The organism is Bacillus sp. AFS073361 (genome assembly GCF_002567005.1).
In the GTDB taxonomy this organism is placed as follows: domain Bacteria; phylum Bacillota; class Bacilli; order Bacillales; family Cytobacillaceae; genus Neobacillus.
In genome coordinates, this window is the sequence record NZ_NUZU01000225.1 from 19,156 (window position 1) to 45,161 (window position 26,006).

The 26,006-nt window shown below is 40.0% G+C and carries 23 protein-coding genes; all 23 read left to right on the plus strand.

What is annotated here, in order from left to right:
* Positions 1–195: 195 nt before the first annotated feature.
* Positions 196–1,569 carry a bifunctional UDP-N-acetylglucosamine diphosphorylase/glucosamine-1-phosphate N-acetyltransferase GlmU gene (gene glmU, locus COJ96_RS27260; protein ID WP_098576761.1) on the plus strand — a complete coding sequence of 458 codons (1,374 nt, stop codon included), beginning with the start codon at positions 196–198 and terminating at the stop codon, positions 1,567–1,569.
* A gap of 23 nt (positions 1,570–1,592) precedes the next feature.
* Complete coding sequence (locus COJ96_RS27265; RefSeq protein ID WP_098576762.1) at positions 1,593–2,549, plus strand: ribose-phosphate diphosphokinase; 957 nt, start codon at positions 1,593–1,595, stop codon at positions 2,547–2,549.
* A 156-nt stretch (positions 2,550–2,705) separates the two neighbouring features.
* Complete coding sequence (locus tag COJ96_RS27270) at positions 2,706–3,338, plus strand: 50S ribosomal protein L25/general stress protein Ctc (RefSeq protein ID WP_098576763.1); 633 nt, start codon at positions 2,706–2,708, stop codon at positions 3,336–3,338.
* Positions 3,339–3,514: 176 nt separating this feature from the next.
* A complete protein-coding gene (gene pth, locus COJ96_RS27275) occupies positions 3,515–4,078 on the plus strand; it encodes an aminoacyl-tRNA hydrolase (RefSeq protein ID WP_098576764.1) in 564 nt (187 codons plus the stop codon).
* A gap of 143 nt (positions 4,079–4,221) precedes the next feature.
* Positions 4,222–4,452: an anti-sigma-F factor Fin gene (fin, locus tag COJ96_RS27280; RefSeq protein WP_098576765.1), complete on the plus strand. Its 231-nt coding sequence runs from the start codon at positions 4,222–4,224 to the stop codon at positions 4,450–4,452.
* Positions 4,453–4,554: 102 nt separating this feature from the next.
* On the plus strand, positions 4,555–8,100 hold the full coding sequence (gene mfd / locus COJ96_RS27285) for a transcription-repair coupling factor (protein ID WP_098576766.1): 3,546 nt from the start codon (positions 4,555–4,557) through the stop codon (positions 8,098–8,100).
* A gap of 290 nt (positions 8,101–8,390) precedes the next feature.
* Positions 8,391–8,927 (plus strand): stage V sporulation protein T, encoded by a 537-nt coding sequence (gene spoVT / locus COJ96_RS27290; protein WP_098576767.1) that lies wholly within the window; start codon positions 8,391–8,393, stop codon positions 8,925–8,927.
* Between the two features lie 96 nt (positions 8,928–9,023).
* Positions 9,024–10,646, plus strand: coding sequence for a putative polysaccharide biosynthesis protein (locus COJ96_RS27295; RefSeq protein WP_098576768.1), 1,623 nt, complete (start codon positions 9,024–9,026; stop codon positions 10,644–10,646).
* Positions 10,640–12,109, plus strand: coding sequence for a bifunctional methyltransferase/pyrophosphohydrolase YabN (gene yabN / locus COJ96_RS27300; protein WP_098576769.1), 1,470 nt, complete (start codon positions 10,640–10,642; stop codon positions 12,107–12,109). The genes COJ96_RS27295 and yabN overlap by 7 nt, the downstream gene beginning before the upstream one ends.
* A 17-nt stretch (positions 12,110–12,126) precedes the next feature.
* Positions 12,127–12,402, plus strand: a complete 276-nt coding sequence (locus COJ96_RS27305; protein WP_098576770.1) for an RNA-binding S4 domain-containing protein — start codon at positions 12,127–12,129, stop codon at positions 12,400–12,402.
* Positions 12,403–12,478: 76 nt separating this feature from the next.
* Positions 12,479–12,781: a sporulation protein YabP gene (yabP, locus tag COJ96_RS27310; protein WP_098576771.1), complete on the plus strand. Its 303-nt coding sequence runs from the start codon at positions 12,479–12,481 to the stop codon at positions 12,779–12,781.
* Complete coding sequence (yabQ, locus tag COJ96_RS27315; protein WP_098576772.1) at positions 12,778–13,410, plus strand: spore cortex biosynthesis protein YabQ; 633 nt, start codon at positions 12,778–12,780, stop codon at positions 13,408–13,410. Before yabP ends, yabQ begins: the two co-directional genes overlap by 4 nt.
* A 13-nt stretch (positions 13,411–13,423) precedes the next feature.
* Positions 13,424–13,807: an FtsB family cell division protein gene (locus COJ96_RS27320; protein ID WP_098576793.1), complete on the plus strand. Its 384-nt coding sequence runs from the start codon at positions 13,424–13,426 to the stop codon at positions 13,805–13,807.
* A 95-nt stretch (positions 13,808–13,902) separates the two neighbouring features.
* Positions 13,903–14,340, plus strand: coding sequence for a S1 domain-containing RNA-binding protein (locus COJ96_RS27325; protein WP_098576773.1), 438 nt, complete (start codon positions 13,903–13,905; stop codon positions 14,338–14,340).
* A gap of 298 nt (positions 14,341–14,638) precedes the next feature.
* The gene (gene spoIIE / locus COJ96_RS27330; protein WP_098576774.1) at positions 14,639–17,116 is read left to right on the plus strand and encodes a stage II sporulation protein E; all 2,478 of its coding nucleotides are present in this window, start codon (positions 14,639–14,641) and stop codon (positions 17,114–17,116) included.
* Positions 17,117–17,211: 95 nt separating this feature from the next.
* Positions 17,212–17,949 (plus strand): VWA domain-containing protein, encoded by a 738-nt coding sequence (locus COJ96_RS27335; protein ID WP_098576775.1) that lies wholly within the window; start codon positions 17,212–17,214, stop codon positions 17,947–17,949.
* Complete coding sequence (locus COJ96_RS27340) at positions 17,918–18,934, plus strand: serine/threonine protein kinase (protein WP_098576776.1); 1,017 nt, start codon at positions 17,918–17,920, stop codon at positions 18,932–18,934. The genes COJ96_RS27335 and COJ96_RS27340 overlap by 32 nt, the downstream gene beginning before the upstream one ends.
* A 189-nt stretch (positions 18,935–19,123) precedes the next feature.
* Entirely contained in the window at positions 19,124–20,509 is a 1,386-nt protein-coding gene (gene tilS / locus COJ96_RS27345) for a tRNA lysidine(34) synthetase TilS (RefSeq protein ID WP_098576777.1), read from the plus strand.
* Positions 20,510–20,533: 24 nt separating this feature from the next.
* Positions 20,534–21,079, plus strand: a complete 546-nt coding sequence (gene hpt, locus COJ96_RS27350; RefSeq protein WP_098576778.1) for a hypoxanthine phosphoribosyltransferase — start codon at positions 20,534–20,536, stop codon at positions 21,077–21,079.
* Positions 21,080–21,196: 117 nt separating this feature from the next.
* Positions 21,197–23,131, plus strand: coding sequence for an ATP-dependent zinc metalloprotease FtsH (gene ftsH / locus COJ96_RS27355; protein ID WP_098576779.1), 1,935 nt, complete (start codon positions 21,197–21,199; stop codon positions 23,129–23,131).
* 113 nt (positions 23,132–23,244) lie between these two features.
* Positions 23,245–24,024: a type III pantothenate kinase gene (locus COJ96_RS27360; protein WP_098576780.1), complete on the plus strand. Its 780-nt coding sequence runs from the start codon at positions 23,245–23,247 to the stop codon at positions 24,022–24,024.
* A gap of 21 nt (positions 24,025–24,045) precedes the next feature.
* A complete protein-coding gene (gene hslO, locus COJ96_RS27365) occupies positions 24,046–24,924 on the plus strand; it encodes an Hsp33 family molecular chaperone HslO (protein ID WP_098576781.1) in 879 nt (292 codons plus the stop codon).
* A gap of 35 nt (positions 24,925–24,959) precedes the next feature.
* Positions 24,960–25,853, plus strand: coding sequence for a peptidyl-prolyl cis-trans isomerase (locus tag COJ96_RS27370; RefSeq protein WP_098576782.1), 894 nt, complete (start codon positions 24,960–24,962; stop codon positions 25,851–25,853).
* Positions 25,854–26,006 lie beyond the last annotated feature (153 nt).

Consider the following 26,006-nt stretch of genomic DNA (forward strand, 5'->3'; position numbering starts at 1 on the left):
GCTCTTTTTACTGTGCAAAGGACAGACCATCATATGAAAGTCATAAAATACTCCTCTCAACAGCCTCCTATTTGACACTCCATTATAAATTAACTCATTATTACAAAAATAGACACTTCCCTCACATACCTTGAAAAGAGCGCACAATTACGTTAATATTTTTAATGGATAAAAAGGTTAATTGGAGGACTGTCCATGTCTAATCGTTATGCCGTGATTTTAGCCGCGGGACAAGGAACGCGGATGAAATCTAAGCTATATAAAGTATTACACCCAGTATGCGGGAAACCAATGGTACAGCACGTGGTTGACCAAGTAATGAAGCTTAATATACAAGAAATTGTCACAATTATTGGTCATGGGGCAGAAATGGTTCAAGCCCAATTGGGTGACAGCAGTCAATATGCTCTACAGGATCAGCAGTTAGGAACCGCCCATGCGGTAAGCCAAGCACAGAGCATCCTTGAAGGCAAAGCTGGAGTAACAATTGTTGTTTGCGGTGATACCCCCTTAATCAGAGCCGAAACAATGGAAGCTTTATTTAAACATCATGAGGAATTAGGGGCTAAAGCGACGATTCTTACAGCAAAAATTGGAGATCCGACTGGATACGGCCGAATCATTCGGAATGCAGACGGATTGGTAGAAAAAATCGTTGAACACAAAGATGCCTCTGAAGACGAGAGAAAAATAAATGAAATCAATACAGGGACATATTGTTTTGATAATACAGCCTTATTTGAAGCATTGAAGAATGTTTCGAATGAAAATGTACAAGGTGAATATTATTTACCCGATGTCATTGAAATTTTAAAGAAGCAAGGGGAAGTGGTCACAGCTTTCCAAACAGATGATTTTGAAGAAACACTAGGTGTGAATGATCGTGTCGCTCTTGCAGAAGCAGAGCGAATTATGCGCGCTCGCACGAATGCGGCTCATATGAGAAACGGGGTAACCATCATTGACCCTGCTAACACCTATATAGAAACGGATGTCGAAATCGGACAGGACACGGTGATCTATCCAGGAACAATGATCAAAGGCAAAACCGTGATTGCCTCAGATTGTCAGATTGGGCCAAACTCGGAAATTGCTTCGTGTGAAATTGGTGCGGAAACGGTTGTCCGTCAATCCGTTGCACATAATAGTTCTATCGGTGCTCACGTTAATATTGGGCCATTTGCTCATATTCGCCCAGACTCAACTATTAAGGATGAAGTGAAAATAGGCAACTTCGTTGAAATTAAAAAAGCCGTCTTTGGAAAAGGAAGCAAAGCCTCCCATCTAAGTTATATTGGTGACGCAGAGGTAGGTGCAGATGTGAATATCGGCTGCGGCTCAATCACGGTTAATTACGATGGCAAAAATAAATTTTTAACCAAGATTGAAGATGGAGTCTTTATTGGCTGCAATTCAAATCTAGTTGCCCCTGTTACCGTTGGCAAGGGTGCGTATGTGGCGGCCGGTTCGACGATTACAAAAGATGTACCAGGCGATGCCTTATCAATTGCCCGGGCACAGCAAGTAAATAAGGAAAATTACGTCCAAAAGCTGAATCTAAAGAAATAAGTGAATGATTTTAGGAGGCTATCATGTCGAATCAATATTTAGACCCAAATCTTAAGGTGTTTAGTTTAAATTCAAATCTCCCGCTTGCAAGAGAAATTGCGAAATTCATCGGTGTTGAATTAGGTAAATGTTCGGTTACAAGATTTAGTGATGGAGAAATTCAAATTAATATCGAGGAAAGTATCCGTGGCGGTGATGTTTATGTCATCCAGTCTACTAGCCAGCCAGTGAATGAAAATATCATGGAATTATTGATCATGATTGATGCGTTAAAGAGAGCTTCGGCTAAGACCATTAATATTGTTATGCCTTATTATGGTTATGCACGTCAGGATCGTAAGGCCCGTGCCCGTGAGCCAATTACAGCTAAATTAGTGGCCACTCTGCTTGAAACAGCGGGAGCAACCCGTGTGATTTGTCTTGATCTGCATGCACCACAAATTCAAGGATTCTTTGATATTCCTACCGATCATTTAATGGGTGTACCGATCTTATCAGATTATTTTAAAGCGAGAGAATTCGGAGGGGAGATTGTCATTGTTTCTCCGGACCATGGCGGCGTGACAAGAGCTCGAAAGTTGGCTGAACGTTTAAAAGCTCCAATTGCGATTATTGATAAACGTCGTCCAAGACCAAATGTAGCAGAAGTAATGAATATTGTTGGTAATATCGAAGGTAAAATAGCCATTTTAATTGATGATATCATTGATACAGCTGGTACAATCACATTAGCTGCAAATGCCTTAATCGAAAACGGGGCATCTGAAGTATATGCCTGCTGTACCCATCCTGTACTCTCTGGACCTGCAATTGAACGGATTCAAAATTCGAAAATCAAAGAATTAGTTATTACTAATTCGATTTCACTTCCAGAAGAGAAAAAGATTGATAAAATTATTAACCTATCCGTTGCCCCGCTTCTTGGTGAAGCAATTATTCGGGTTCACGAAGAGCAATCTGTAAGTACGTTGTTTGATTGATCAAAAGTTTAAGGATCTGGCCAGTAAGGCTGGATCCTATTTCTGTTATCGGCATTCTCCTGTTTTGGATAGACGATCAAATTTAAATGTTTAGACCTCCCTGTTTTGGGGCATTTTTATATAGACGGTTTTTGATAAAATAGGAGGGTGTTAATCATGAGTACAGTTTTACAAGCAAAGGAACGGAAGGAATTGCGCCACTCAGCACTAAAACAAATTAGAACGGGTGGAAATATACCAGCCATCATTTATGGGTCAAAAGTTGATAGTAAGCCAGTGTATGTTAGTGCGGCGGACTTAACAAAAACAATTCGTCAAGTGGGCAGAAATGGAGTCATCTCCTTGGATGTTGATGGGAGCAAGCAAGATGTAATCTTAACCGATTATCAAGAGAATATGATTAAAAGAGAAATCATTCATGTGGATTTCTTAGCAGTCGATAAATCCTCGAAGATTAATGTAGATGTAAGACTTGTTTTAGCTGGGGATGCAGCAGGTGTAAAAGATGGCGGTGTCTTACAGCAACCGCTCCATCAATTATCGATTACGTCGACACCGGATAATATCCCACAGCAAATTGAGGTCGATGTGACGAATCTGCAGGTCGGCGAAACGCTAACCGTTGCAGACATTCTCAATCAAGGATCTACTTTCCAAATTAACCATGAAAATGATGAAGTGATCGCTTCCATTCTTCCTCCGCAACAAGAAGAAGAAATTAATGCAGGAGAACAGCAAGATGGCGGACATCCTGATAATGAAGAAGGCCGAGAGACCACTCCAGAATAAAAAGACCTGTATCTTAGGCTAGACAATCTTCACTGTTCACTGTTAAATTAAAGAGTAGCAACAAGGCGTAATCTTTACAAGGTTACGTCTTTTACCTCATTACACTCTCATGGGAGAATAAAGATGTTTCAAAAAATTATTAAAAGGTTGGCTAAAACGGATTGGTGGGACCCAGAATGAAATTAATAGTTGGTTTAGGTAACCCTGGAAAACAATATGAACATACAAGACATAATATTGGATTCGAAGTCATTGATGCCCTATCAAGTACTTTTTCAATTCCACTTAACCAGTCAAAATTTAAAGGATTGTATGGAATGGGCTTTTATAATGGCGAAAAGGTCATTTTGTTAAAGCCGCTAACCTATATGAATCTATCCGGGGAATCAATCAGAGCTGTCATCGATTATTATGAAGTTGCTGAAGAAGATCTCCTTGTAATCTATGATGATCTTGACTTGCCTGTCGGAAAGATTAGACTAAGGCAAAAAGGGAGCCCGGGCGGACATAACGGAATTAAGTCAACCGTTGCTCATCTTGGTACACAGGTGTTTAATCGAATTAGAATTGGGATTGATCGCCCTCAAGCAGGAATAAGCGTCCCTGACTATGTCCTTGGCCGTTTTCGCCCAGAAGAAAAGGGGCCAATGGAAGAGGCTGTCAAAAAAAGTGCAGAAGCTTGCTCAGCGTGGCTTGAAAAGCCTTTCTTGCAGGTCATGAATGAATTTAATCAGTCGTGATGATTCATGAATTAACTATTTGTTTCATACAATAAAAGCAATAAAAAGATACGATGGGTCGTGATGATAGCGGTTTCTAATTGAATAAGTTCCTCCCAAAAGGTTCATACTATGAAGGAATCCTAGATTAGGGAGGGACAGGCGTGGCCATCCATTACCATTGTCGTCATTGTGGTACGAACCTTGGGTCGATTGAAAAAGCATCCATACACAGCGAAGCACTCGGTCTTCATAAATTATCTGATCAAGAAAGACTGGAAATGGTTGCGTATGACTCATCTGGCGATATTCACATCACAGCCATTTGTGAAGACTGTCAAGAAGCTTTAGAACGAACACCAGATTACCACCAATACGATTTCCTTATTCATTAACCAGCTTTGGAGCTCCGTCCAAAGCGTTTTTCTATTTATAATTTACTAATATAAGAATGAAAATCATATGATTTTTGATGGAAGAAGGAGGGAGGAGAAATCTTGAATGCTTTAACATCGTTATTCCTCAAGCAGGAAGATGTCCATTCCGTGATTGCCGGAGTGGAAGAGGGCCTAAAGGAACAGCTGATTGCTGGGTTATCAGGATCGTCTAGAACCGTGTTAGCCGCATCTATTTACGAACAAATGCAAAGGCCGATCATGCTCGTCACACATAATCTACTACAAGCACAAAAACTTTATGATGATATTGTCAATCTATTAAGCGAAAAGGAAGTTTTTCTTTTTCCTGCGAATGAGTTAATTGCTGCCGAAATGAGTATTGCCAGTCCTGAATTAAAGGCACAAAGAATAGAAGCCTTGAATTACTGGAGTAAACATAAAAAGGGAATATTAATTGTCCCCGTTGCAGGGTTAAAGAAAATTGTCCCACCTAAGTCAATCTGGGAGAAATACCAGCTCTCATTAAAATTAGGAGAAGATATAAATATTGACCAAACCTTAAACACATTTATCAAAATGGGGTATGTTCGAGCAGAAATGGTAACAACACCAGGGGAATTTAGTGTAAGAGGCGGGATTATTGATATTTATCCGCTAACGGAGGCCAATCCGCTCCGAATTGAATTATTCGATACAGAAATCGACTCGATTCGTTCCTTCTCTTTAGAAGACCAACGTTCGAAGGAAAAGGTTTCAGAGATTCAGATTGGACCTGCAACAGAGGTAGTACTGGAAGCAGAGAATTATAGCCAAATTGTTGAGAAGCTTGAAGCAGGGTTAGGGAATAGCCTTCGAAAGCTGAAGGATGATAAGGCCAAAATGCAACTGTCACAGAATATCAGTTTTGAATTAGAGCAATTAAAAAATGGACAGAAGCCTGACCAAGTATTTAAATACCTATCACTAGCGTACGATCGTGCTAGTAGTCTACTAGACTACCTGCCAAGAAATGGACTTGTATTTGTTGATGAAATAAGCCGAGTTCAAGAAATGAATGATTCATTAGTAAAAGAAGAGGCAGAATGGTATACAAGTTTACTTGGCACTGGTCAGATTATCCATGATTTACATATTTCCCATGACCTAACTGTACTTTTGCATAAAAAGGAATGGCCAATCGTTTATATGTCCTTATTTTTGCGGCATGTGGCAAATACCAGCCCGCAAAATATTATTAATATATCCTGCAAGCAAATGCAAAACTTCCACGGTCAGATGCATTTGTTAAAAGCAGAGGTGGACCGTTGGAAAAAAAGCAATTATTCTATTTTATTTTTAGGACCTGATGAAGAACGGGTTAAAAAGCTAGAGCGTGTCCTCGAGGATTATGAGATCAGTGCGAGTGTAATCAAAAGCGGACAACAGCTGATGCCTGGTAAAGTTCAAATTATGCATGGGAATCTGCAAACAGGTTTTGAACTGTCCATTCAGAAAATAGCGGTGATTACTGAGGAAGAACTATTTAATAAACGTGTCAAAAAATCTACTAATCGCCAAAAACTATCAAATGCTGAAAGAATTAAAAGTTACTCTGAGCTAAAAATCGGTGATCTTGTAGTTCACGTCAATCATGGAATCGGTAAATATCTAGGGATTGAAACGCTTGTCATTAACGGAATTCATAAGGATTATCTCCATATCCGTTATCAAGGGACAGACAAACTATATGTCCCTGTCGAACAGATTGACCTGGTCATGAAGTATGTTGGTTCGGAAGGCAAAGAGCCAAAGATCTATAAGTTGGGCGGAACGGATTGGAAAAAGGTCAAGAAGAAGGTTCAATCTTCTGTTCAAGATATTGCTGATGATCTAATTAAATTATATGCAGAGCGGGAAGCGGCGGTTGGCTATGCCTATTCACCTGATGGAGATTTGCAGAAAGATTTTGAAACGTCTTTTGCTTACCAAGAAACTGATGATCAATTGCGCTCTATTCATGAGATTAAAAAAGACATGGAAAGGCCGCGTCCGATGGATCGTCTTCTTTGCGGAGATGTTGGCTATGGAAAAACAGAGGTAGCCATTCGTGCCGCATTCAAGGCCATCGCTGACGGCAAGCAGGTAGCTTTTCTGGTTCCAACTACCATCTTGGCCCAGCAGCATCATGAAACATTACGGGAAAGGTTTCAGGATTATCCCATTAATATTGGCCTGTTAAACCGCTTCCGTTCGAAGAAACAACAAACAGAAACAATTAAAGGATTAAAGGCAGGGACGATTGATATTGTCGTTGGAACACACCGCCTGCTATCCAAAGATATTGTTTACCGGGATTTAGGCCTGTTGATTATTGATGAAGAGCAGCGTTTTGGAGTGACTCATAAGGAAAAGATCAAGAAACTAAAAACAAATGTTGATGTCTTAACCTTGACGGCAACGCCAATCCCTCGAACGCTGCATATGTCTATGCTTGGTGTCAGAGATTTATCGGTCATCGAGACGCCGCCTGAAAACCGATTCCCTGTCCAAACGTATGTAATGGAATATAATGGTGCATTGGTGCGGGAAGCGATCGAAAGGGAACTAGCCCGAGACGGACAAGTTTATTATTTATATAACAGGGTGGAAGATATTGAGCGAAAAGCGGAAGAAATATCAATGCTTGTGCCGGATGCACGCGTGGTATGTGCTCATGGTCAGATGACAGAAAATGAATTAGAAACGGTGATGATCGGCTTTTTAGCGGGTGAATATGATGTTCTTGTTAGTACCACCATCATTGAAACCGGTGTGGACATACCGAATGTAAATACCTTAATCGTTTATGATGCGGATCGAATGGGTCTGTCTCAGCTTTATCAGCTCCGCGGCCGCGTCGGTCGTTCAAATCGTGTCGCCTATGCCTATTTCACTTATCGAAAAGATAAAGTTTTAACGGAGGTCGCAGAAAAGCGTCTTCAAGCTATTAAGGAATTTACCGAGTTAGGTTCTGGTTTTAAAATTGCCATGCGTGATTTATCGATCAGGGGAGCGGGTAATTTATTAGGTGCCCAACAGCATGGATTTATTGACTCTGTTGGTTTTGACCTTTATTCCCAGATGTTAAAAGAGGCGATTGAAGAGCGAAAGGTAAGCATCGGCGTACCTGGAACAGCTGTAAAGAAATCAGTCGAAATTGACCTTGAAATTGATGCTTATATTCCTGATACATATATTAAGGATGGGCATCAAAAGATAGAGATGTATAAACGGTTCAGGGGTGCTGAGTCCCTCGATGATATTGAGGAACTTGAATCAGAAATGCTCGACCGTTTTGGGGAGTATCCGGAAGAGGTTGCCTCTTTATTTCAGATTGCTGAAATGAAAGTTTATGCTCTATTAAATGGCGTGGACCAAATTAAACAGTCGAAACAAGAAGTAACCATTTTAATAAATGAAGAGGTGACCAACACCATTGATGGAAGTAAGATTTTCCAAATTGGCAGTCAGTTTGGGCGAAATGTTTCTCCAGGAATGGAAGGTCCTCGACTGAAAATTGTTATTAAAATCAAGGATTATTCTGTTTCAGAATGGTTGAATATTACCTTTGAAATGGTTAAGGGTGTATCCAAGGCCAAAAAGGTTCATGAAAATCCCGTGAATTAAGAGGAATTGGCTAACACAGAGTTACTCTAACCAAGTTAATCCGTTTGATCGAATCATTCCAAAGAAATGAAGCATTATCCAATTTGGGATAATTCTAAGATATTTGAAAAAAAATTACGTTTATGTATATAACTTTCCAGATGAAAGATACTAAGTTCAAAGTTGGTGATGATTGGCAAGAAAGGCGGAAGCGACCGAATTATCTAATTTGGAAAAGCTAGTCTATTTCTTACCTCTCAAGGATCATTACCAAGTTGAATAATCATCAGATGAAAGTGAGGCAACATTGGATGAAAGCAACTGGAATAGTTCGTCGAATCGATGATTTGGGTCGTGTTGTCATTCCCAAAGAAATACGCAGAACTTTGCGTATACGCGAAGGGGATCCGTTAGAGATCTTTGTGGATCGAGACGGAGAAGTCATCTTGAAAAAATATTCACCTATTAGTGAATTGGGTGATTTTGCCAAAGAATATGCTGAAGCGCTTTTTGATAGCCTTGGAAACCCTGTATTAATTTGTGATAGAGACTCTGTTATCGCAATGGCCGGCGGTTCTAAGAAGGAATACTTAAATAAAAATATTAGTGATGTCATTGAAAAGTCCATGGAAGAGCGAAATTCAATCTTGAATACGCAAAAGGGCGATATTGCCTTAGTGGATGGAAATGAGGAAGCAGTAACTTCCTATACGATTGGACCTATTATTGCAAATGGTGACCCAATCGGAGCAGTCATTATTTTTTCTAAAGAAGGAACTCTTGGCGAGGTTGAACAAAAGGCGGTTGAAACCGCAGCTGGGTTCCTCGCTCGACAAATGGAATCATAAAAAAGGCAGCGACAGCTGTCTTTTTTATTTAGCTTAAAAACGGCTGTGCGTGTGCTATAATAACCTTCGAGTTTGTATTTTTTGGCAGGTGAATGAATGAAGTCTGTAAATGTGAATCAGTCTAGGGCTCTGTTTAGGGGGGCTTTTATTTTAATGCTGGCGGCACTAGTTACAAAAATTTTAAGTGCCTTTTACCGAATTCCTTTTCAAAATATTGTCGGTGATATCGGTTTTTACATATACCAACAGGTGTACCCGTTTTATGGAATGGCCATCGTCCTGTCGACGACGGGCTTTCCGGTGGTTATTTCTAAGCTGTATGCGGAGCAGAAACTAAAAGGTGACGATATCAAATCTCGTCTCTTGTTATTTTTCTCCTTTATTTATTTGCAATTATTTGGTTTTCTTTGTTTCTTGATTCTTTATTTTGGGGCGGGCAGCATCGCGGTTTGGATGAATGACCCGCATCTAGCGATTCTTTTACGGGTTGTCTCAATCGTGTTTTTGATGTTTCCACTGATATCAATCCTACGCGGGTATTACCAAGGCAGCGGCAACATGGTTCCTACCGCCTTATCCCAGGTGGGCGAACAATCAACCAGGGTGGTAACCATCCTCTTTCTAGCATATCTTTTTATGGAAAAGGGCTATTCACAGTATCTTGTTGGCGGAGGGGCCATGTTTGGCTCAATTACAGGCAGTATGGTCTCAGGAATCATCTTGTTTATGTTTTTGTGGATTCGTAAAGAATGGAAGGTAATAGCACCCAGTCCAGGTATGTTTCAAAACTATACTGGCGAGGCCAAAAAGATCCTGAAGGCACTGATCTTCCAAGGTCTAACGATTTGTATCAGCGGGATGCTGATGATTTTTATCCAATTAGGGGATTCGTTAAGTCTCTTCTCCCTGCTTGTCTCAAGTGGTGTGGAAAAAGACATGGCCAAGGGCCTTAAAGGGATATTTGATCGGGGGCAGCCGCTTATTCAATTAGGTACCATTGCTGCGACCTCGATGTCATTAACACTGGTTCCTTTAATTACAAGAGAGCGTTTATCAGCCAAACCGGAATTTTTGCAACACAAAATTCAAGTAGCTCTTAAGGTAAGTGTGATCATTGGTGTCGGGGCATCGGCTGGACTATGGGCAATTATTGAACCAACCAATACGATGCTGTTTGAAAATAACGCAGGATCTGAGGTCATCGGTGTGCTTGGCTTTATGATTCTATTTACATCGATTACATCAACGATTATTGCCATTATGCAAGGGCTTGGAGTCATGCTTTTTCCTGCCATCGCGGCAGCCCTTGCCTTTCCGGTGAAATATATACTAAATGGTGTGTTCGTTCCCTTATATGGAACAATGGGGGCAGCCATTTCTTCACTGCTTTCACTATTTCTCGTCACAGTTCTGTTATTCGTTCAATTTAAAAAGATCACCAGGATTTCGCTATTTTCTCTGCGCTTTTCGTGGACGGTGGTCATGGCGACAGCAACTATGGTCGTCTTTTTAAAAGTTTATTTATATTTATGGGGCACAGATGATGTTGGACGAATCGAGTCCGTCTTTCAATCGCTAAGTTCCGCTCTATTAGGTGGATTCCTCTTCTTATTGGTGATGATTAGGGGGAGAGTGTTTCTTGAAGAAGAACTATCATTATTTCCATTTGGAAGTAAATTAATAAAATTAATGGCACGAAAGGATAGGAATAGATGGTGAAAAAGATTGAGATTCTTGGTTTAGGTGCAGGGGATTTAGCGCAGCTTCCCGTTGGAGTGTATAAGAAATTAATGAACGCAGGAGAGGTATTTTTACGGACGAAGGAGCACCCTGTCGTCGCTGAGTTAGAGAAAGAAGGATTTACTTATCTTTCGTTTGATGCGATTTATGAAAAACATGATCAATTTGAGGATGTGTATGAAGAAATTGCTCAGACACTATTGGATAAGGCCGGCCGCGAGGCGGTGGTTTATGCGGTCCCCGGACACCCGCTAGTGGCGGAGCAGACCGTACAGCTCCTTTTAGAGTATGGTCCAAAGCGAGAGATTGAGATTACGATTGGCGGCGGTCAAAGCTTTATTGACGCCTTATTTACGTCGTTAAAAATTGACCCCATTGAAGGATTCCAATTGCTTGATGGGACATCACTGTCCAAAGAGCAGCTGCAGATTCAACAACATATGATCATTGGCCAAGTTTACGATCAATTTGTTGCTTCGAACGTGAAACTAACGTTAATGGAAAAATTACCTGATGATTATTTGGTGTATATTGTAACGGCCGCAGGAAGCAGCGCTGAGATTGTCGAGAAAGTACCTTTGTATGAGTTGGATCGAAATGTATCAATCAACAATTTAACGTCCGTTTATATCCCTCCAGTTAAAGAAGAACAAATTCTATTGAAGAATTTTTCAAAACTCAGGGAAATTATTGCCGAACTCAGGAGTCCGACAGGCTGTCCATGGGACCGGGAGCAAACACATGAATCCTTAAAGAAATACTTAATTGAAGAAACCTTTGAAGTGATTGATGCAATAAATAGTGGAGATATTGATCATTTAATTGAGGAACTTGGCGATGTACTGCTGCAGGTCATGCTCCATGCACAAATTGGTGAGGATGATGGTTATTTTTCGATAGATGACATTATTGAGGGATTATCAGCAAAAATGATTCGACGCCATCCCCATGTCTTCGGAAATGTTGAGGCAGAGAATGCGGATGAAGTCGTTCGAAATTGGCAGGAGATTAAGAGACAGGAAAAGGGTGAAGAAGCACCCAACTCTTTACTTGAGGGGGTGTCAATGGCATTACCCAATCTGTTAAGAGCCTATGAACTGCAAAAGAAAGCAGCCAAGGTTGGCTTTGATTGGCAGGAAATTACCCCAGCTTTGGAGAAAGTGAAAGAAGAGCTCGAAGAATTTGTGCAGGAACTTGATGGAACAGAAGAAGGAATGAAACGTGCGAAAGGGGAATTCGGTGATTTATTATTTGCGTTTGTAAATGTCGCCAGATTCTTAAAGATTCATCCGGAAGAAGCTTTGTTTGAAACCAATGAGAAGTTTACACGCCGGTTTCAGTTTGTCGAGGAAAGGGTAAAGGAAAGCAGCAGGACATTTGAGGAACATACACTTGAACAACTTGACCAATATTGGGATGAGGCAAAAGTTAAGGGATTATAAAAGAGGAGGACAACTACATGCGTCTTGATAAATTTTTAAAAGTATCTCGTTTAATTAAAAGAAGGACCTTAGCAAAAGAAGTATCGGATCAGGGACGAATTGAAATTAATGGGAAAGAGGCTAAGGCCAGCTCAACGGTAAAAGTCGGTGATGAATTAACCATTCGTTTAGGGCAGAGGAAGGTAACAGCGAGAATTGACCGAATTCAAGATACCACACGCAAGGAAGATGCAGCAGAAATGTATACTATCATCAATGAAGAAAGAATTGGTTCCACCGAATCGCCCTTTTAGTAACCGGGTTCTAATTTTTTCATCCCTCACATAAATATGTATCAAAAAGGTTGTACAAAGATTGTGAGGGATGTTAATGAGCCAATTTTATGAGAATAATCCATCAAAGAGCACCGTTCCAGAACATGATGTCATCATGAGGGGCAGAAGGCTGCTTGATATTACTGGGGTTAAACAAGTTGAAAGTTTTGATAATGAGGAGTTTTTACTCGAGACCACCATGGGGTTTTTAGCTATCAAAGGGCAGAACCTGCAAATGAAAAACTTAGATGTAGAAAAGGGGCTTGTTTCGATCAAGGGGAAGATCTTTGATCTAGTTTATCTTGATGAACAGCACGGGGAGAAAGCTAAAGGATTCTTTAGTAAGTTATTCCGATGAGCCTCTCGACTCAATTTTTCACCCTGCTTTCGATGATTGGAATGGGCACCTTGTTTGGTGCCATGTTCGATACTTATCAACGGTTTTTAAAACGGCCGAAACGAAAGCAATGGATAGTCTTTTTTAATGATTTACTCTTTTGGATTATCCAAGCAGTGATTATTTTCTATACCCTATTTTTAGTCAATAATGGCGAGCTTAGATTTTATATCTTCCTCGCTCTTATTTGTGGATTTGCTGCTTACCAGAGTCTATTTAAAGGGATCTATCTTCGCTTGCTCGAATTTGTGATAAAATCTGTGATTGCGATCAGCCGCTTCTTAAAAAAGACCTTTCAGCTATTGATCTATAAACCAATTGTTGGTCTTGTTCAGTTTATTATCATCATTATCATTGCGATTGGCAGGGGCCTTTTCACCCTTGTAAAATTTATTGGTAAGGTTTTATTATTAATAGTCAAAATTATTGTCGTTCCGATGCAAAAAATCCTGTTGCTCTTTTGGAAACTTTTGCCGAAAAGTATTAAAAAATCCGTCGAGAAGTTATATAATAAAACGGCAGGAAATTTTCAGAGAATCAGGAATTATATTACTAAGTTTATAGATAGATGGAAAAAACGAAATGAGTAAGGCGGTGAGGGAAATGGGAGCAGAACAAAAGAGTAGTGTATCAAAGATTCAGACAACCTTTGTAAAGCAGCAAGAATATGCAGAAATTGCTTCAGCTAGGAAAAAGAAGTTATTAGCAAGAAGGCTGACAATGTTTCTGGTATTTGCGAGCATTCTCTCTTACTTGATGATTTCCAGTAACATTTCCCAAACGGCAAAGCTCAATGCTAAGATTGCACAGAAGAAGCAGCTGGATCATGAGTTAAGGCAATTAAAAGGGCAGCAAGATATTCTAAATGAAAATATTATTAAATTAAATGATGATGATTATATTGCAAAGTTGGCAAGAAAAGAGTACTTTTTCTCCAGTAAAGGTGAAATCATTTTTAATATTCCAGATGAAAAGAAGGGTAAATGAACCATTTTATAGTCATATTGACACTGATTTTTTTCTTTTTGTATAATATAGAGTAAGATTGATTTTTTAAACTTTTAAGGAGGAACATTCTTTTTATGTCAATTGAAGTAGGCAGCAAGTTACAAGGAAAGGTAACCGGGATTACTAATTTTGGAGCGTTTGTGGAGCTGCCGGAGGGCTCAACAGGACTCGTACACATCAGTGAGGTCGCAGACAATTATGTGAAAGATATTAATGACCATTTGAAGGTTGGCGACCAAGTAGAGGTAAAAGTCATTAATGTTGAGAAGGATGGGAAGATTGGGCTGTCGATTAAAAAGGCAAAGGATCGCCCTGAGTCACAGCAAAGATCCCACTCAAACTCACACTCACAACGACCTCGTCAGGGTAGAAACAACGATCGTAATAATTTTAAGCCGGAAAATTTTGAAACCAAAATGGCCAAATTTTTAAAAGATAGTGAAGATCGTTTATCTTCCTTAAAAAGGAACACAGAGTCCAAACGTGGAGGAAGAGGAGCTAAGCGGGGGTAACTTGCTGCTAAACTTTTAATAGGATAAAGAGTGGATTCACTTCATATCTATAGGTAAAGACAGGTCGAAAATGACCTGTCTTTTTTGTACTTTAAACGGAAAATGGGTGTCAGGCACCATGTGAATTTATTCACATGGTGCCTGACACCTATTTTGTTTCGACACTAATTAATATTATTTGAATGATAATAGTGAAAACAGTCGAACGATTTTTTTTGCTAGTTCACTAATTTGACAAACTTCTGTGTCTATTAATTTTATAATTATCTGAACAATGAAAGAATAGGGAGTGTGATTTATGGAAAAGACAAATGCTAGTTTCATAGAACCGGTCAGTGAAGTTAATCTTCAGCCATCCAAATGGGCTTTGCAGAGTGGATTGAAAAAAATTCAACTAATGCTGGAGTCCTTTTTCATAAAAAAAGGGTTCTTACTATTATTGGTTGGTTTTTTACTTGGACGGGCCTTGATTTTGGCGAAGCTGACCCCTTTTTGCCTTCCCTTTTTTGCTTCTGTTTATTTAATTAAGCGAGATCGGGCACCGCTTGCCTTGATCGGACTGGTTATCGGGGCAGTGACCATTTCCTTATCAAATGCTGCCAGTACCTTTATCATTACCCTTTGCTTTATCGTTGTTTTTCGTATTAGCAAGAAATGGCTAAGAAATGAGTTGAAGGCAGCGCCGTTTTTTGTCGCCATTGTACTTGGACTGGGGAAACTAGCTGAGGCATTTATCCTTTCAACACAATTGACACTATATGATTTCATGATGGTAGGGGTACAAACAAGTCTAGCTTTTATATTGACGCTTATCTTTTTACAAAGTATTCCCTTGTTAACCTTTAACAAACGAAGACAATTGTTAAAGACAGAAGAAATCGTCTGTTTGATTATCATGCTCGCCTCTATCATGACAGGGACGATCGGCTGGAAGGTATATGATTTATCGGTGGAACATATCTTGTCGAGATACTTAGTGTTAGTGTTTTCATTTATTGCTGGGGCAACAGTCGGCTCCACTGTTGGGGTGGTCACGGGGTTGATTTTCAGCCTTGCAAGTGTTTCAAGTTTTTATCATATGAGTCTACTAGCTTTTTCAGGTGTTCTGGGCGGCCTTATGAAGGAAGGGAAGAAAATAGGTGTTTCGATTGGTTTATTTATTGCCACGCTCCTCATTGGCATGTATGGGGAAGGTGGCGATGGTTCGATTCTGATGACCGTTTTGGAAACATCGGCGGCTGTTTTCCTATTCCTGCTGACACCTCAAGTATTAACCTCAAGATTAGCGAAGTATATCCCTGGTACGCCGGAATACACTGCTGAACAGCAAAAATATATGCGGAAGATGCGCGACGTCACCGCGCAGCGGGTGTCACAATTCTCGAATGTCTTCCATGCTTTGTCCAAAAGCTTTTCGCAGATGGAAGTTCAGCCAATGGAAGACGAACATGCACGGGAAATGGATTACTTTATGAGTAACGTGACCGAAAAAACCTGCCAAACTTGCTTTAAGAAGGATCAATGCTGGGCGAGTAATTTTAATACAACCTATGCTTATATGGAAGAGATTATTCACGAGATGGATCAAAATGATGGGAATATTTCTTCTAAACTAGCAAGGGAGTGGGAAAAAGTTTGCACACGTTCCAAAAGAGTCTATGAATCAATTGGACAGGAATTAACCTTCTTCCAAGCGAACCAAAAACTAAAAAGACAGGTTCAAGAGAGCCGTAAGCTTGTTGCTGATCAATTGTTAGGTGTGTCAGAAGTAATGGAGAACTTCGCAAAGGAGATTCAGCGGGAAAGAGAAAATCACCACAAACAGGAAGAGCAAATTATGGAGGCGATGCAATCCTTCGGTATTCACATTGAGCAGGTGGAAATTTATAGCCTTGAACAAGGAAATGTCGATATTGAAATGTCCTTGCCATTTTGCAATGGCCATGGTGAATGTGAAAAATTAATTGCCCCGATGTTATCAGATATTCTTGGTGAAACGATCGTTGTAAAACTGGAAGAATGTGCAACCGTTCCGACAGACTTTTGTCATGTGACATTCAGGTCGTCAAAGGCGTATACGGTGGAAACAGGTGTAGCTCATGCAGCAAAGGATGGCGGACTTGTTTCAGGCGATAGCTATTCGACGATTGAACTAGGATTTGGTAAGTATGCGATTGCCATCAGCGATGGGATGGGAAATGGAGAAAGAGCACATTACGAAAGTAAAGAAACCTTGCTTCTTTTACAAAAAATCCTGCAATCGGGCATTGAGGAAAAGGTGGCGATAAAATCTGTTAATTCCATCCTTTCACTTCGGACAACGGATGAAATTTTTTCTACGTTAGACTTAGCCATGATTGACCTGCAAAATGCATCAGCGAAGTTCCTTAAGATTGGATCCACACCGAGTTTTATAAAGAGAGGAAATAAGATTATTAAAATCCAAGCCAGCAATTTGCCAATTGGGATGATCCAGGAATTTGAAGTGGACGTGGTAAGTGAGCAATTAAAGGCCGGAGATTTACTCATCATGATGAGTGATGGGGTATTTGAAGGACCCTTGCATGTGGAGAACTATGATTTATGGATGAAACGGAAACTACAAGGATTAGAGACAAACGACCCACAAGAAGTAGCTGATTTAATCCTAGAGGAAGTGATTCGCTCGCGCTCTGAGATTATCCATGATGATATGACAGTAACGGTTGCAAAAATAAACCATAATACACCAAAATGGGCGTCCATTCCTGTTCAAAAATTAAAGCGCCAAGCATGAACAAGTTATTTTATGCAGCTTCTATGTTAAATATGTATAAATCACCTTCTTCCCGTCGAAAATGGTACCAATACATGTAGTGAAGGGAGAAGGTTATGTATACAGGGAAGATTCGCCAAATTTTACTTATTACCGATGGATGTTCCAATCAAGGAGACGATCCAATTGCCATGGCTGCACTCGCTAGAGAACAGGGAATCACTGTTAATGTTATTGGAGTGATGGAGCAGGATACCATTGATGAAAAAGGGATGACCGAAATTGAAGGGATTGCCATGTCAGGCGGAGGAGTCAGTCAGATTGTCTATGCCCAGCAATTATCGCAGACCGTACAAATGGTTACCCGCAAAGCCATGAATCAGACGATTCAAGGAGTGGTAAACAGAGAATTGCAGCAAATTTTGGGACGGTCACAAACGATGGAAGATCTCCCGCCTGAAAAACGAGGCGAAGTTATGGAGGTTGTGGATGAATTAGGAGAAACTGTCGAATTAGAGGTGTTGATTCTTGTCGATACAAGTGCCAGTATGAAACACAAACTGCCAACAGTAAAAGAAGCACTCCTAGACCTCTCTCTAAGCTTGAACGCCCGTACAGGTGATAATCAATTTTCAGTTTATGTATTTCCCGGGAAAAAGAAAGATGTCGAAATGTTGCTGGATTGGACACCGAAGCTGCAAACATTGACAAGTGTATTTTCCCAATTGTCTACGGGAGGAATAACCCCGACAGGACCAGCGTTACGGACAGCGCTATCCTCGTTTGATCAAAAACAATCCTTAAGGAGCCTTCTTTCACGTGATGATGAATCATACTTTGAAGAGTCAATGTAAGGTAAGCCCAGGAACGGTTATTTCAGGGAAATGGCATTTGAACAAGTACACGATTATAAGGGAACTTGGATTTGGAGCAAACGGGGTGGTCTATCTTGCCAAACATAATAACACTCAAGTAGCGCTGAAAATGAGTGATAATGGGATGTCGATTACTTCAGAAGTAAATGTTTTAAAATCCTTAGCAAAGGTCCAGGGAACCCCAACCCTTGGGCCTTCTTTGCTTGATGTTGATGATTGGCAAAGTAATCAAGGACGGGTTTCATTTTATGTCATGGAATACATTGACGGCCCAGACTTCTTATCCTTTTTACAACAAAAGGGAAAGTCGTGGACGAGTGTGTTATTTTTGCAGCTGTTAAATGATTTAGACAAGCTACATGAAAATGGCTGGGTATTTGGCGACCTTAAGCCAGAAAATTTAATTGTCACAGGACCACCTCCCAAAATAAGATGTATCGATGTGGGCGGTACAACCATACAGGGGAGAGCCATTAAGGAGTTTACTGAATTTTATGATCGCGGTTATTGGGGGCTGGGTTCAAGGAAGGCCGAACCTTCGTATGACTTGTTTGCAGTGGCCATGATTATGATTAACACAGCCTATCCCAAACGATTAACGAAAACAACAGGGGGAATCGCGCAATTAAAGGAAGAGATACGTCAGAAAACAGAGTTAATAGCTTGGGAAAAAGTCATTTTAAAAGCACTTCAAGGCCAATATAGCAGCGCGAAGCAAATGAGAGCAGACCTATTAGATCTGATGATTGATAAAAAAAATCCCGATCCAGTTCCCAAAAAGACAGGCGGGACGAGCAAATTAGCATCAAAACAACAACCACAGCCGGGTTCGATGGGAAGTAAATCGATGACTAGGCAGCACTACCGCAAAAAAAAGAAAAAAAGCAGTTGGATGGAATTCTGGTTAATTGCCATTGTGTTAGGCCTTTTATATGCATGGTATACATTTAATAAATTACTATAAATGTTTGAAACTTATTATGGATTCATTCGTATAACATTTAATACATGAAAATTTCCATAAATGAATAGGAAATATTTCTAGGCTATTTGTAATATCAATGCTTTGATACTTTATTCTTAAAAGTGGTAGACTAAGGTTATTCTTACTATTTAAAGTTCTAAACATTGTTTTAAGGAAGAGTGCAATATTATGTTGGAAACAAAGGTCAAGACCTTTCTTCATCACCAGGCATTTAGTTTAACATCAAAAAAAATTGTCATTGGTGTTTCAGGAGGTCCGGATTCGTTAGCGCTGCTGCACTATTTGCTTTCGGAAAAGGAGAAGCAAAATATGCTCCTTGTTGTTGCTCATGTAGACCATATGTTTCGTGGTCAAGAGTCCTATGAGGATGCGATTTTTGTTCAAAAATTTTGTGAACAAAATAGCCTGCCTTTTGAAATGACTCGGGTCAATGTTCCGAAAATCATCGAATTAACGGGTAAAAGTTCGCAAATTGCGGCACGCGACGCGAGATATGAGTTTTTTTTAGAAATTATGGAAAAGTATCAGTATCCATTTTTAGCGCTGGCACATCACGGCGATGATCAAATGGAAACAATGTTAATGAGAGTAACAAGGGGCAGTACGGGGCTTGCTCGTGCAGGCATTCCATTTATCCGCCCATTTTACAGCGGCACCATTTTTCGTCCGTTCTTAGGGTTGGAAAGAGCTGACATAGAGGATTACTGTCAAAGGCATCATCTTAGCCCAAGAATAGATCCAAGTAATGAAAAAGGAATTTATAGCAGAAATCGGTTTCGTAAAGAAGTGATTCCCTTTTTAAAAAAGGAAAACCCGCATGTCCATGAACATTTTCAACGGTTTAGTGAAGAATTAACCACCGATGAAATCTTCCTTCAGGAATTAACTGTTCAACAAATGAATACAGTAATGACAAAAAAGGAAGAGTGCAAAATTACCATTGACATTCGCCGGTTTCGTGAAGTGCCTTTACCTTTACAAAGGAGAGGGATTCAACTAATATTAAACTATCTTTACAAAGAAAAACCAACATCTTTATCCGCTGTACATATCGATCAAGTATTTTTGTTAATTCAGCATCCTCTGCCATCAGGTAAGCTTGATTTTCCTAATGGTTTAAAAGTTATCCGTTCCTATTACTCCCTTACATTCCAATTTCAATCGAATGAGGTACCATCATATCATTTTGAATTGAGAGAACCGGGTGTGATTAACTTGCCGAATGGCGGGGAAATTAATTGCAGATATGTAACGGAGGAAATTCCGGATGCAGATGTAAACACGGCTTTGTTTAGTGTCGGCACGATAAAGTGGCCAGTTATTATTCGTTCTAGAAAAATTGGCGATCGAATGACGATCAAGGGATTGAATGGTTCTAAAAAATTAAAGTCCATATTTATTGATCAAAAAGTACCCATGCAGGAACGAAATATGTGGCCAGTACTAACTGACAAAGAAGGTAATATTATTTGGCTGCCAGGTTTAAAAAAGTCTTCATTTGATGGTATAGATTGCAGAGCTAAACAATATATACTATTCACATATCAAAAGTAGGGATCTTCTAGGAGGCACATTTAGATGAAACAGGACATTGAAAAAGTATTAGTATCAGAGGAAGAGATTCAAGATAAAATCAGGAGTCTAGCTGCACAATTAACGGAAGAGTACCAAGATAAATTCCCGCTTGCTATTGGGGTGTTAAAAGGTGCGATGCCGTTTATGGGTGATTTATTAAAACGGATGGATTGCTATCTAGAAATGGATTTTATGGATGTATCGAGCTACGGAACCGGACTTGTTTCTTCGGGTGAAGTAAAAATTATTAAGGATTTAGATACATCTGTAGAAGGAAGAGACATCCTTATTATCGAAGATATTATCGATAGCGGTTTAACGCTTAGCTATTTGGTTGATTTGTTTAAATATCGGAAAGCAAAATCCATTAAGATTGTCACACTGCTTGATAAACCAACAGGCAGAAAAAGCGCAATTCAGGCGGATTATGTAGGTTTTATTGTGCCAGATGAATTTGTTGTCGGTTATGGCTTGGATTATATAGAAAAATATCGAAACCTTCCATACATTGGCGTATTAAAACCTGAAGTATACACAAATGATCTCTAAGCATCCTTACCGTTAACTTGGAGGTAGTAAGCCCTATCAAAGTGTAATTTCTTGAATTTGTAAGATTTTCTATGATACCATTTACTATAGTTTGTCTATCGCGGGAGGAGGTAAGAGATGAATCGGATTTTCCGTAATACCATCTTTTATTTATTGATATTTTTAGTCATTATTGGTGTGGTAAGTTTCTTTAATGGAAGTAACGAGTCGACAAATCATATTTCATATGATAAGTTTGTTGCCCAACTAGAAAGCGGCGATGTAAAATCGTTCTCAATGCAGCCTGAACGCGGAGTTTATGAGGTCCGTGGTGAGTTAGATTCGAAGAAAAAATTCATAACGTATGTACCAAACAGTGAAGAAATAATTAACAAAATTAATAAAGCTGATTCAAAAGTGGAAGTAATGCCTGCGAAGGAAACAAGCGGATGGGTGACTTTCTTTACATCAATTATTCCGTTTGTGATTATTTTTATTTTATTCTTCTTCTTATTAAACCAAGCTCAAGGCGGCGGCAGCCGTGTTATGAACTTTGGTAAATCCAAAGCGAAGCTTTATAACGATGATAAGAAAAAAGTGCGTTTTAGAGATGTAGCTGGTGCTGATGAAGAAAAGGCAGAATTGGTGGAAGTGGTTGAATTTTTAAAGGATCCACGAAAATTTGCTGAATTAGGAGCCCGCATTCCAAAAGGGGTTCTCCTTGTCGGACCTCCAGGTACTGGTAAAACATTGCTTGCTCGTGCTACTGCGGGTGAAGCAGGCGTACCGTTCTTCTCGATTAGTGGTTCTGATTTCGTTGAAATGTTTGTCGGGGTCGGGGCTTCCCGTGTCCGTGATTTATTCGAAAATGCAAAGAAAAATGCACCATGTATTATCTTTATTGATGAAATTGATGCCGTTGGACGTCAGCGTGGCGCAGGCCTAGGCGGCGGACATGATGAACGTGAACAAACTTTGAACCAATTGCTTGTTGAAATGGACGGATTTGGGGCAAATGAAGGAATTATCATTATTGCTGCTACCAACCGTGCTGATATTCTAGATCCTGCGTTATTACGTCCAGGTCGTTTTGACCGGCAAATTACTGTTGACCGTCCGGATGTTGTTGGTCGTGAAGCAGTCCTTAAAGTCCACGCACGTAATAAGCCATTAGATGACTCTGTTAACTTGAAAAATATTGCGATGCGTACACCAGGATTCTCTGGTGCAGATTTAGAAAACTTATTGAATGAGGCAGCATTAGTTGCAGCCCGAAGCAGTAAGAAGAAAATCGATATGGAAGATATTGATGAAGCAACAGACCGTGTTATTGCTGGACCAGCTAAAAAGAGCCGAGTGATCTCTGAAAAAGAACGTAATATTGTTGCTTTCCATGAGGGCGGCCATACAGTGATTGGTTTAGTGCTCGATGAGGCGGACATGGTCCACAAGGTTACAATTGTACCTCGTGGTCAAGCAGGCGGATATGCTGTCATGCTTCCTAGAGAAGACCGTTACTTTATGACGAAGCCGGAATTACTCGATAAAATTGTTGGTTTATTAGGCGGCCGTGTCGCTGAAGAGATTGTCTTTGGTGAAGTAAGTACAGGGGCGCATAATGACTTCCAACGTGCAACTAGTATCGCTCGTAAGATGGTAACCGAATATGGTATGAGTGATAAACTTGGACCACTTCAGTTTGGTCAAGGTTCAGGCGGTCAAGTATTCTTAGGCCGTGACATTCATAATGAGCAAAATTATTCAGATGCGATTGCGTACGAAATCGACTTGGAAGTTCAACGCATTATTAAAGAATGTTATGAAAGAGCCAGAGTCATTCTTACTGAAAATCGTGATAAACTTGACCTCATTGCGAAAACATTGCTTGAAGTGGAAACACTTGTGGCTGAACAGATTAAATACTTGGTTGACCATGGCCATATGCCAGAGCCTAATCAAGCATTAGAAGCCGTGAAAATTGGCCCGAAAAAAACAGACGATGTGAAGGTTAATATTAATAAGAAAAAGGATGAACTCGAGCCAGAGAATCCTTCTGATGAATTAGATAAATAATAAATGTGTAAAGAGTGCTTCGTGAGAAGCACTCTTTTTTTTCATGATTAATCAAATCTATGGTATTATGTTTTCAGTAAAGAAGAGAATAATCTGAAAAGTGAGTGATAGATTTGATTTTCGTATTTGATGTAGGGAATACTAACATTGTTTTAGGAGTTTACGATGGTGAGGAGCTTAGATATCATTGGCGTGTTGAAACCAATCGAAACCGCACAGAAGATGAGTTTGGAATGAACATTAAAGCTTTGTTCGATCATGCAGGACTCTCTTTTTCAGATATTGACGGCATCATTATTTCTTCAGTCGTTCCACCAATCATGTTTGCGCTCGAAAGAATGTGCCAAAAGTATTTTCACATTAAGCCGTTTGTTGTGGGACCTGGAATCAAAACGGGTCTGAATATTAAATATGATAACCCAAGGGAAGTCGGAGCTGACCGAATCGTCAATGCTGTAGCTGCCATTCATGAGTATGGCAGTCCGCTGATTATCGTCGACTTTGGAACAGCGACGACCTATTGTTATGTGAATGAGGAACGTCAATATATGGGTGGTGCAATAGCTCCAGGAGTGGGTATTTCAACTGAGGCGTTGTATTCACGTGCGTCAAAACTGCCTAGGATAGAGATTGCCAGACCTGAAGGGGTAATCGGTAAGAATACAGTAGCGGCAATGCAAGCAGGAATTGTCTATGGGTATGTGGGTCAAGTAGAGGGGATTGTCAAGCGAATGATGGAACAAGGTGAGAAAAAGCCTACCGTTATTGCAACAGGCGGTTTAGCGAATTTAATTGCTCAAGAGTCCACCATTATTGATATTGTTGATCCATTTTTAACTTTAAAAGGTTTACAGCTTATCTATAAAAGAAACATAGGACAACCTAAGGAATAACAGCTAGAAAGGGGTTTATCAATGAAGGATTATCTTGTTAAAGCACTTGCGTATGATGGTAATATTCGCGCTTTTGCCGTTCGGACGACAGAAACTGTGACCGAGGCACAAAGACGCCATCAGACATGGCGGACAGCTTCTGCTGCATTGGGCAGGACGTTGACTGCAGGAGTCATGATGGGGGCTATGCTCAAGGGTGAGGATAAATTAACGATAAAAATTAATGGGGGCGGCCCGCTAGGACCGATTGTTGTTGATAGTAATGCCAAAGGGGAAGTTCGAGGATATGTAACAAACCCAGAGGTGGATTTTGAATCGAATGAACATGGGAAGCTTGATGTTCGTCGTGCGGTCGGGACAGATGGGATGTTAGCAGTTGTCAAAGATATCGGGCTGCGTGACTTTTTTTCTGGACAAGTTCCGCTTGTATCCGGTGAATTAGGCGAGGATTTTACTTATTATTTTGCTACTTCTGAGCAGGTTCCGTCTTCCGTTGGTGTTGGTGTTTTAGTGAATCCAGATGATACGATTCTTGCAGCAGGCGGATTTATTTTTCAATTAATGCCTGGCACACCGGAGCCGATTATTTCAAAAATGGAGGAACGGTTAAAAACAATTGAGCCGATTTCTAAATTAATTGAACGTGGACTAACACCAGAGCAAATTCTCGAAGAGCTTTTTGGAAAAGATCAGGTAAAGGTGTTAGAAACGATGCCGGTAGGGTTTGTTTGTAATTGCTCTAAGGAACGATTTGCGAATGCTATTGTCGGCTTAGGAGCAGCAGAGATTACAGCGATGATTGAAGAAGATGGTCAGGCTGAGGCACATTGTCATTTTTGCAATGAAAAATACCTTTTTACAAGTGAAGAATTAGAAGAGCTTAAAAAAGAAGCAAAATAACAGATCTTTGTTCTTTTCTGATTGGGGGAGAGAGGTTGGGAAAGAAGCAGCTTTGGATGGTGATTGGGGTCCTAATATTGGTGAATTGCCTAACGATCGCTTTTTCTCTTTCAAAGGCAAATACGGCTGGTGGGGCCCTAGGAAATGACGAGACAGTAGCTACAATTGGGAAAAAGTCAATTCTGCGGCAAGATTGGCTTAACGAGCTTGAATCTAGATATGGAAAAGATGTATTAAAGGAAATGGTCGACCAAAAGGTCATTGAAGAAATGGCTGCGAAATACCATATTAACGTATCCACCCAGGATGTCGACCGCGAATTTAGAATGCTGCAATCCACTACGAATTCATTTACTCAGCAGAATAGTAAGGATGAAAAAGGCTGGAAGGAACAAATTCGCAGCAATCTACTATTAGAAGAATTATTAACAAAGGATGTTAAAGTTTCAAGCAGCGAACTAGAAAGATATTATCAAGAAAATAAAGAGCTATTTGATGTACCGCCTGCATTTCATTTATCACATATTGTTCTCCCTACACAGGAAGAGGCAGATAAAGCGGTGCAAGAGTTGAATCAAGGATCTGATTTTTCAACCTTAGCCATGGAACGTTCAATTGAAGAGTTTTCTGCAAATAATGGCGGCGATATTGGGTATATTAGTGAAGGGGATGAGCGTTATCCCGGGCAATATATTGAAGTAGCTAAGGAACTGAAGACAGGTTCCTATAGTATGCCTGTTAAGGTGGAAGAAGGCTATGCGATCCTTAAGCTAGACGGAAAGATCAGTGGGAAGAAATATTCATTTGCAGATGTAAGAGAACAAATCCGCAGGCAAATTGCCCTGGAACAAATGAAATCGCCTGCATCTGCTTCGACTTTTTGGGATGATGCAAAGGTCGAATGGTTCTATGGTCATAAAGAGAACTAAAGCACAGGGTATTAATCTGTGCTTTTTCTTATATATCAAGAGTATAAATGTTTAAATATTGTAAAAATACGCAAACAAAACGATTGACAAACTCAGTATAGAACTGGTAAATTTAATAATATAAATCCAATCAATTTACTCGGAATAGGGGTG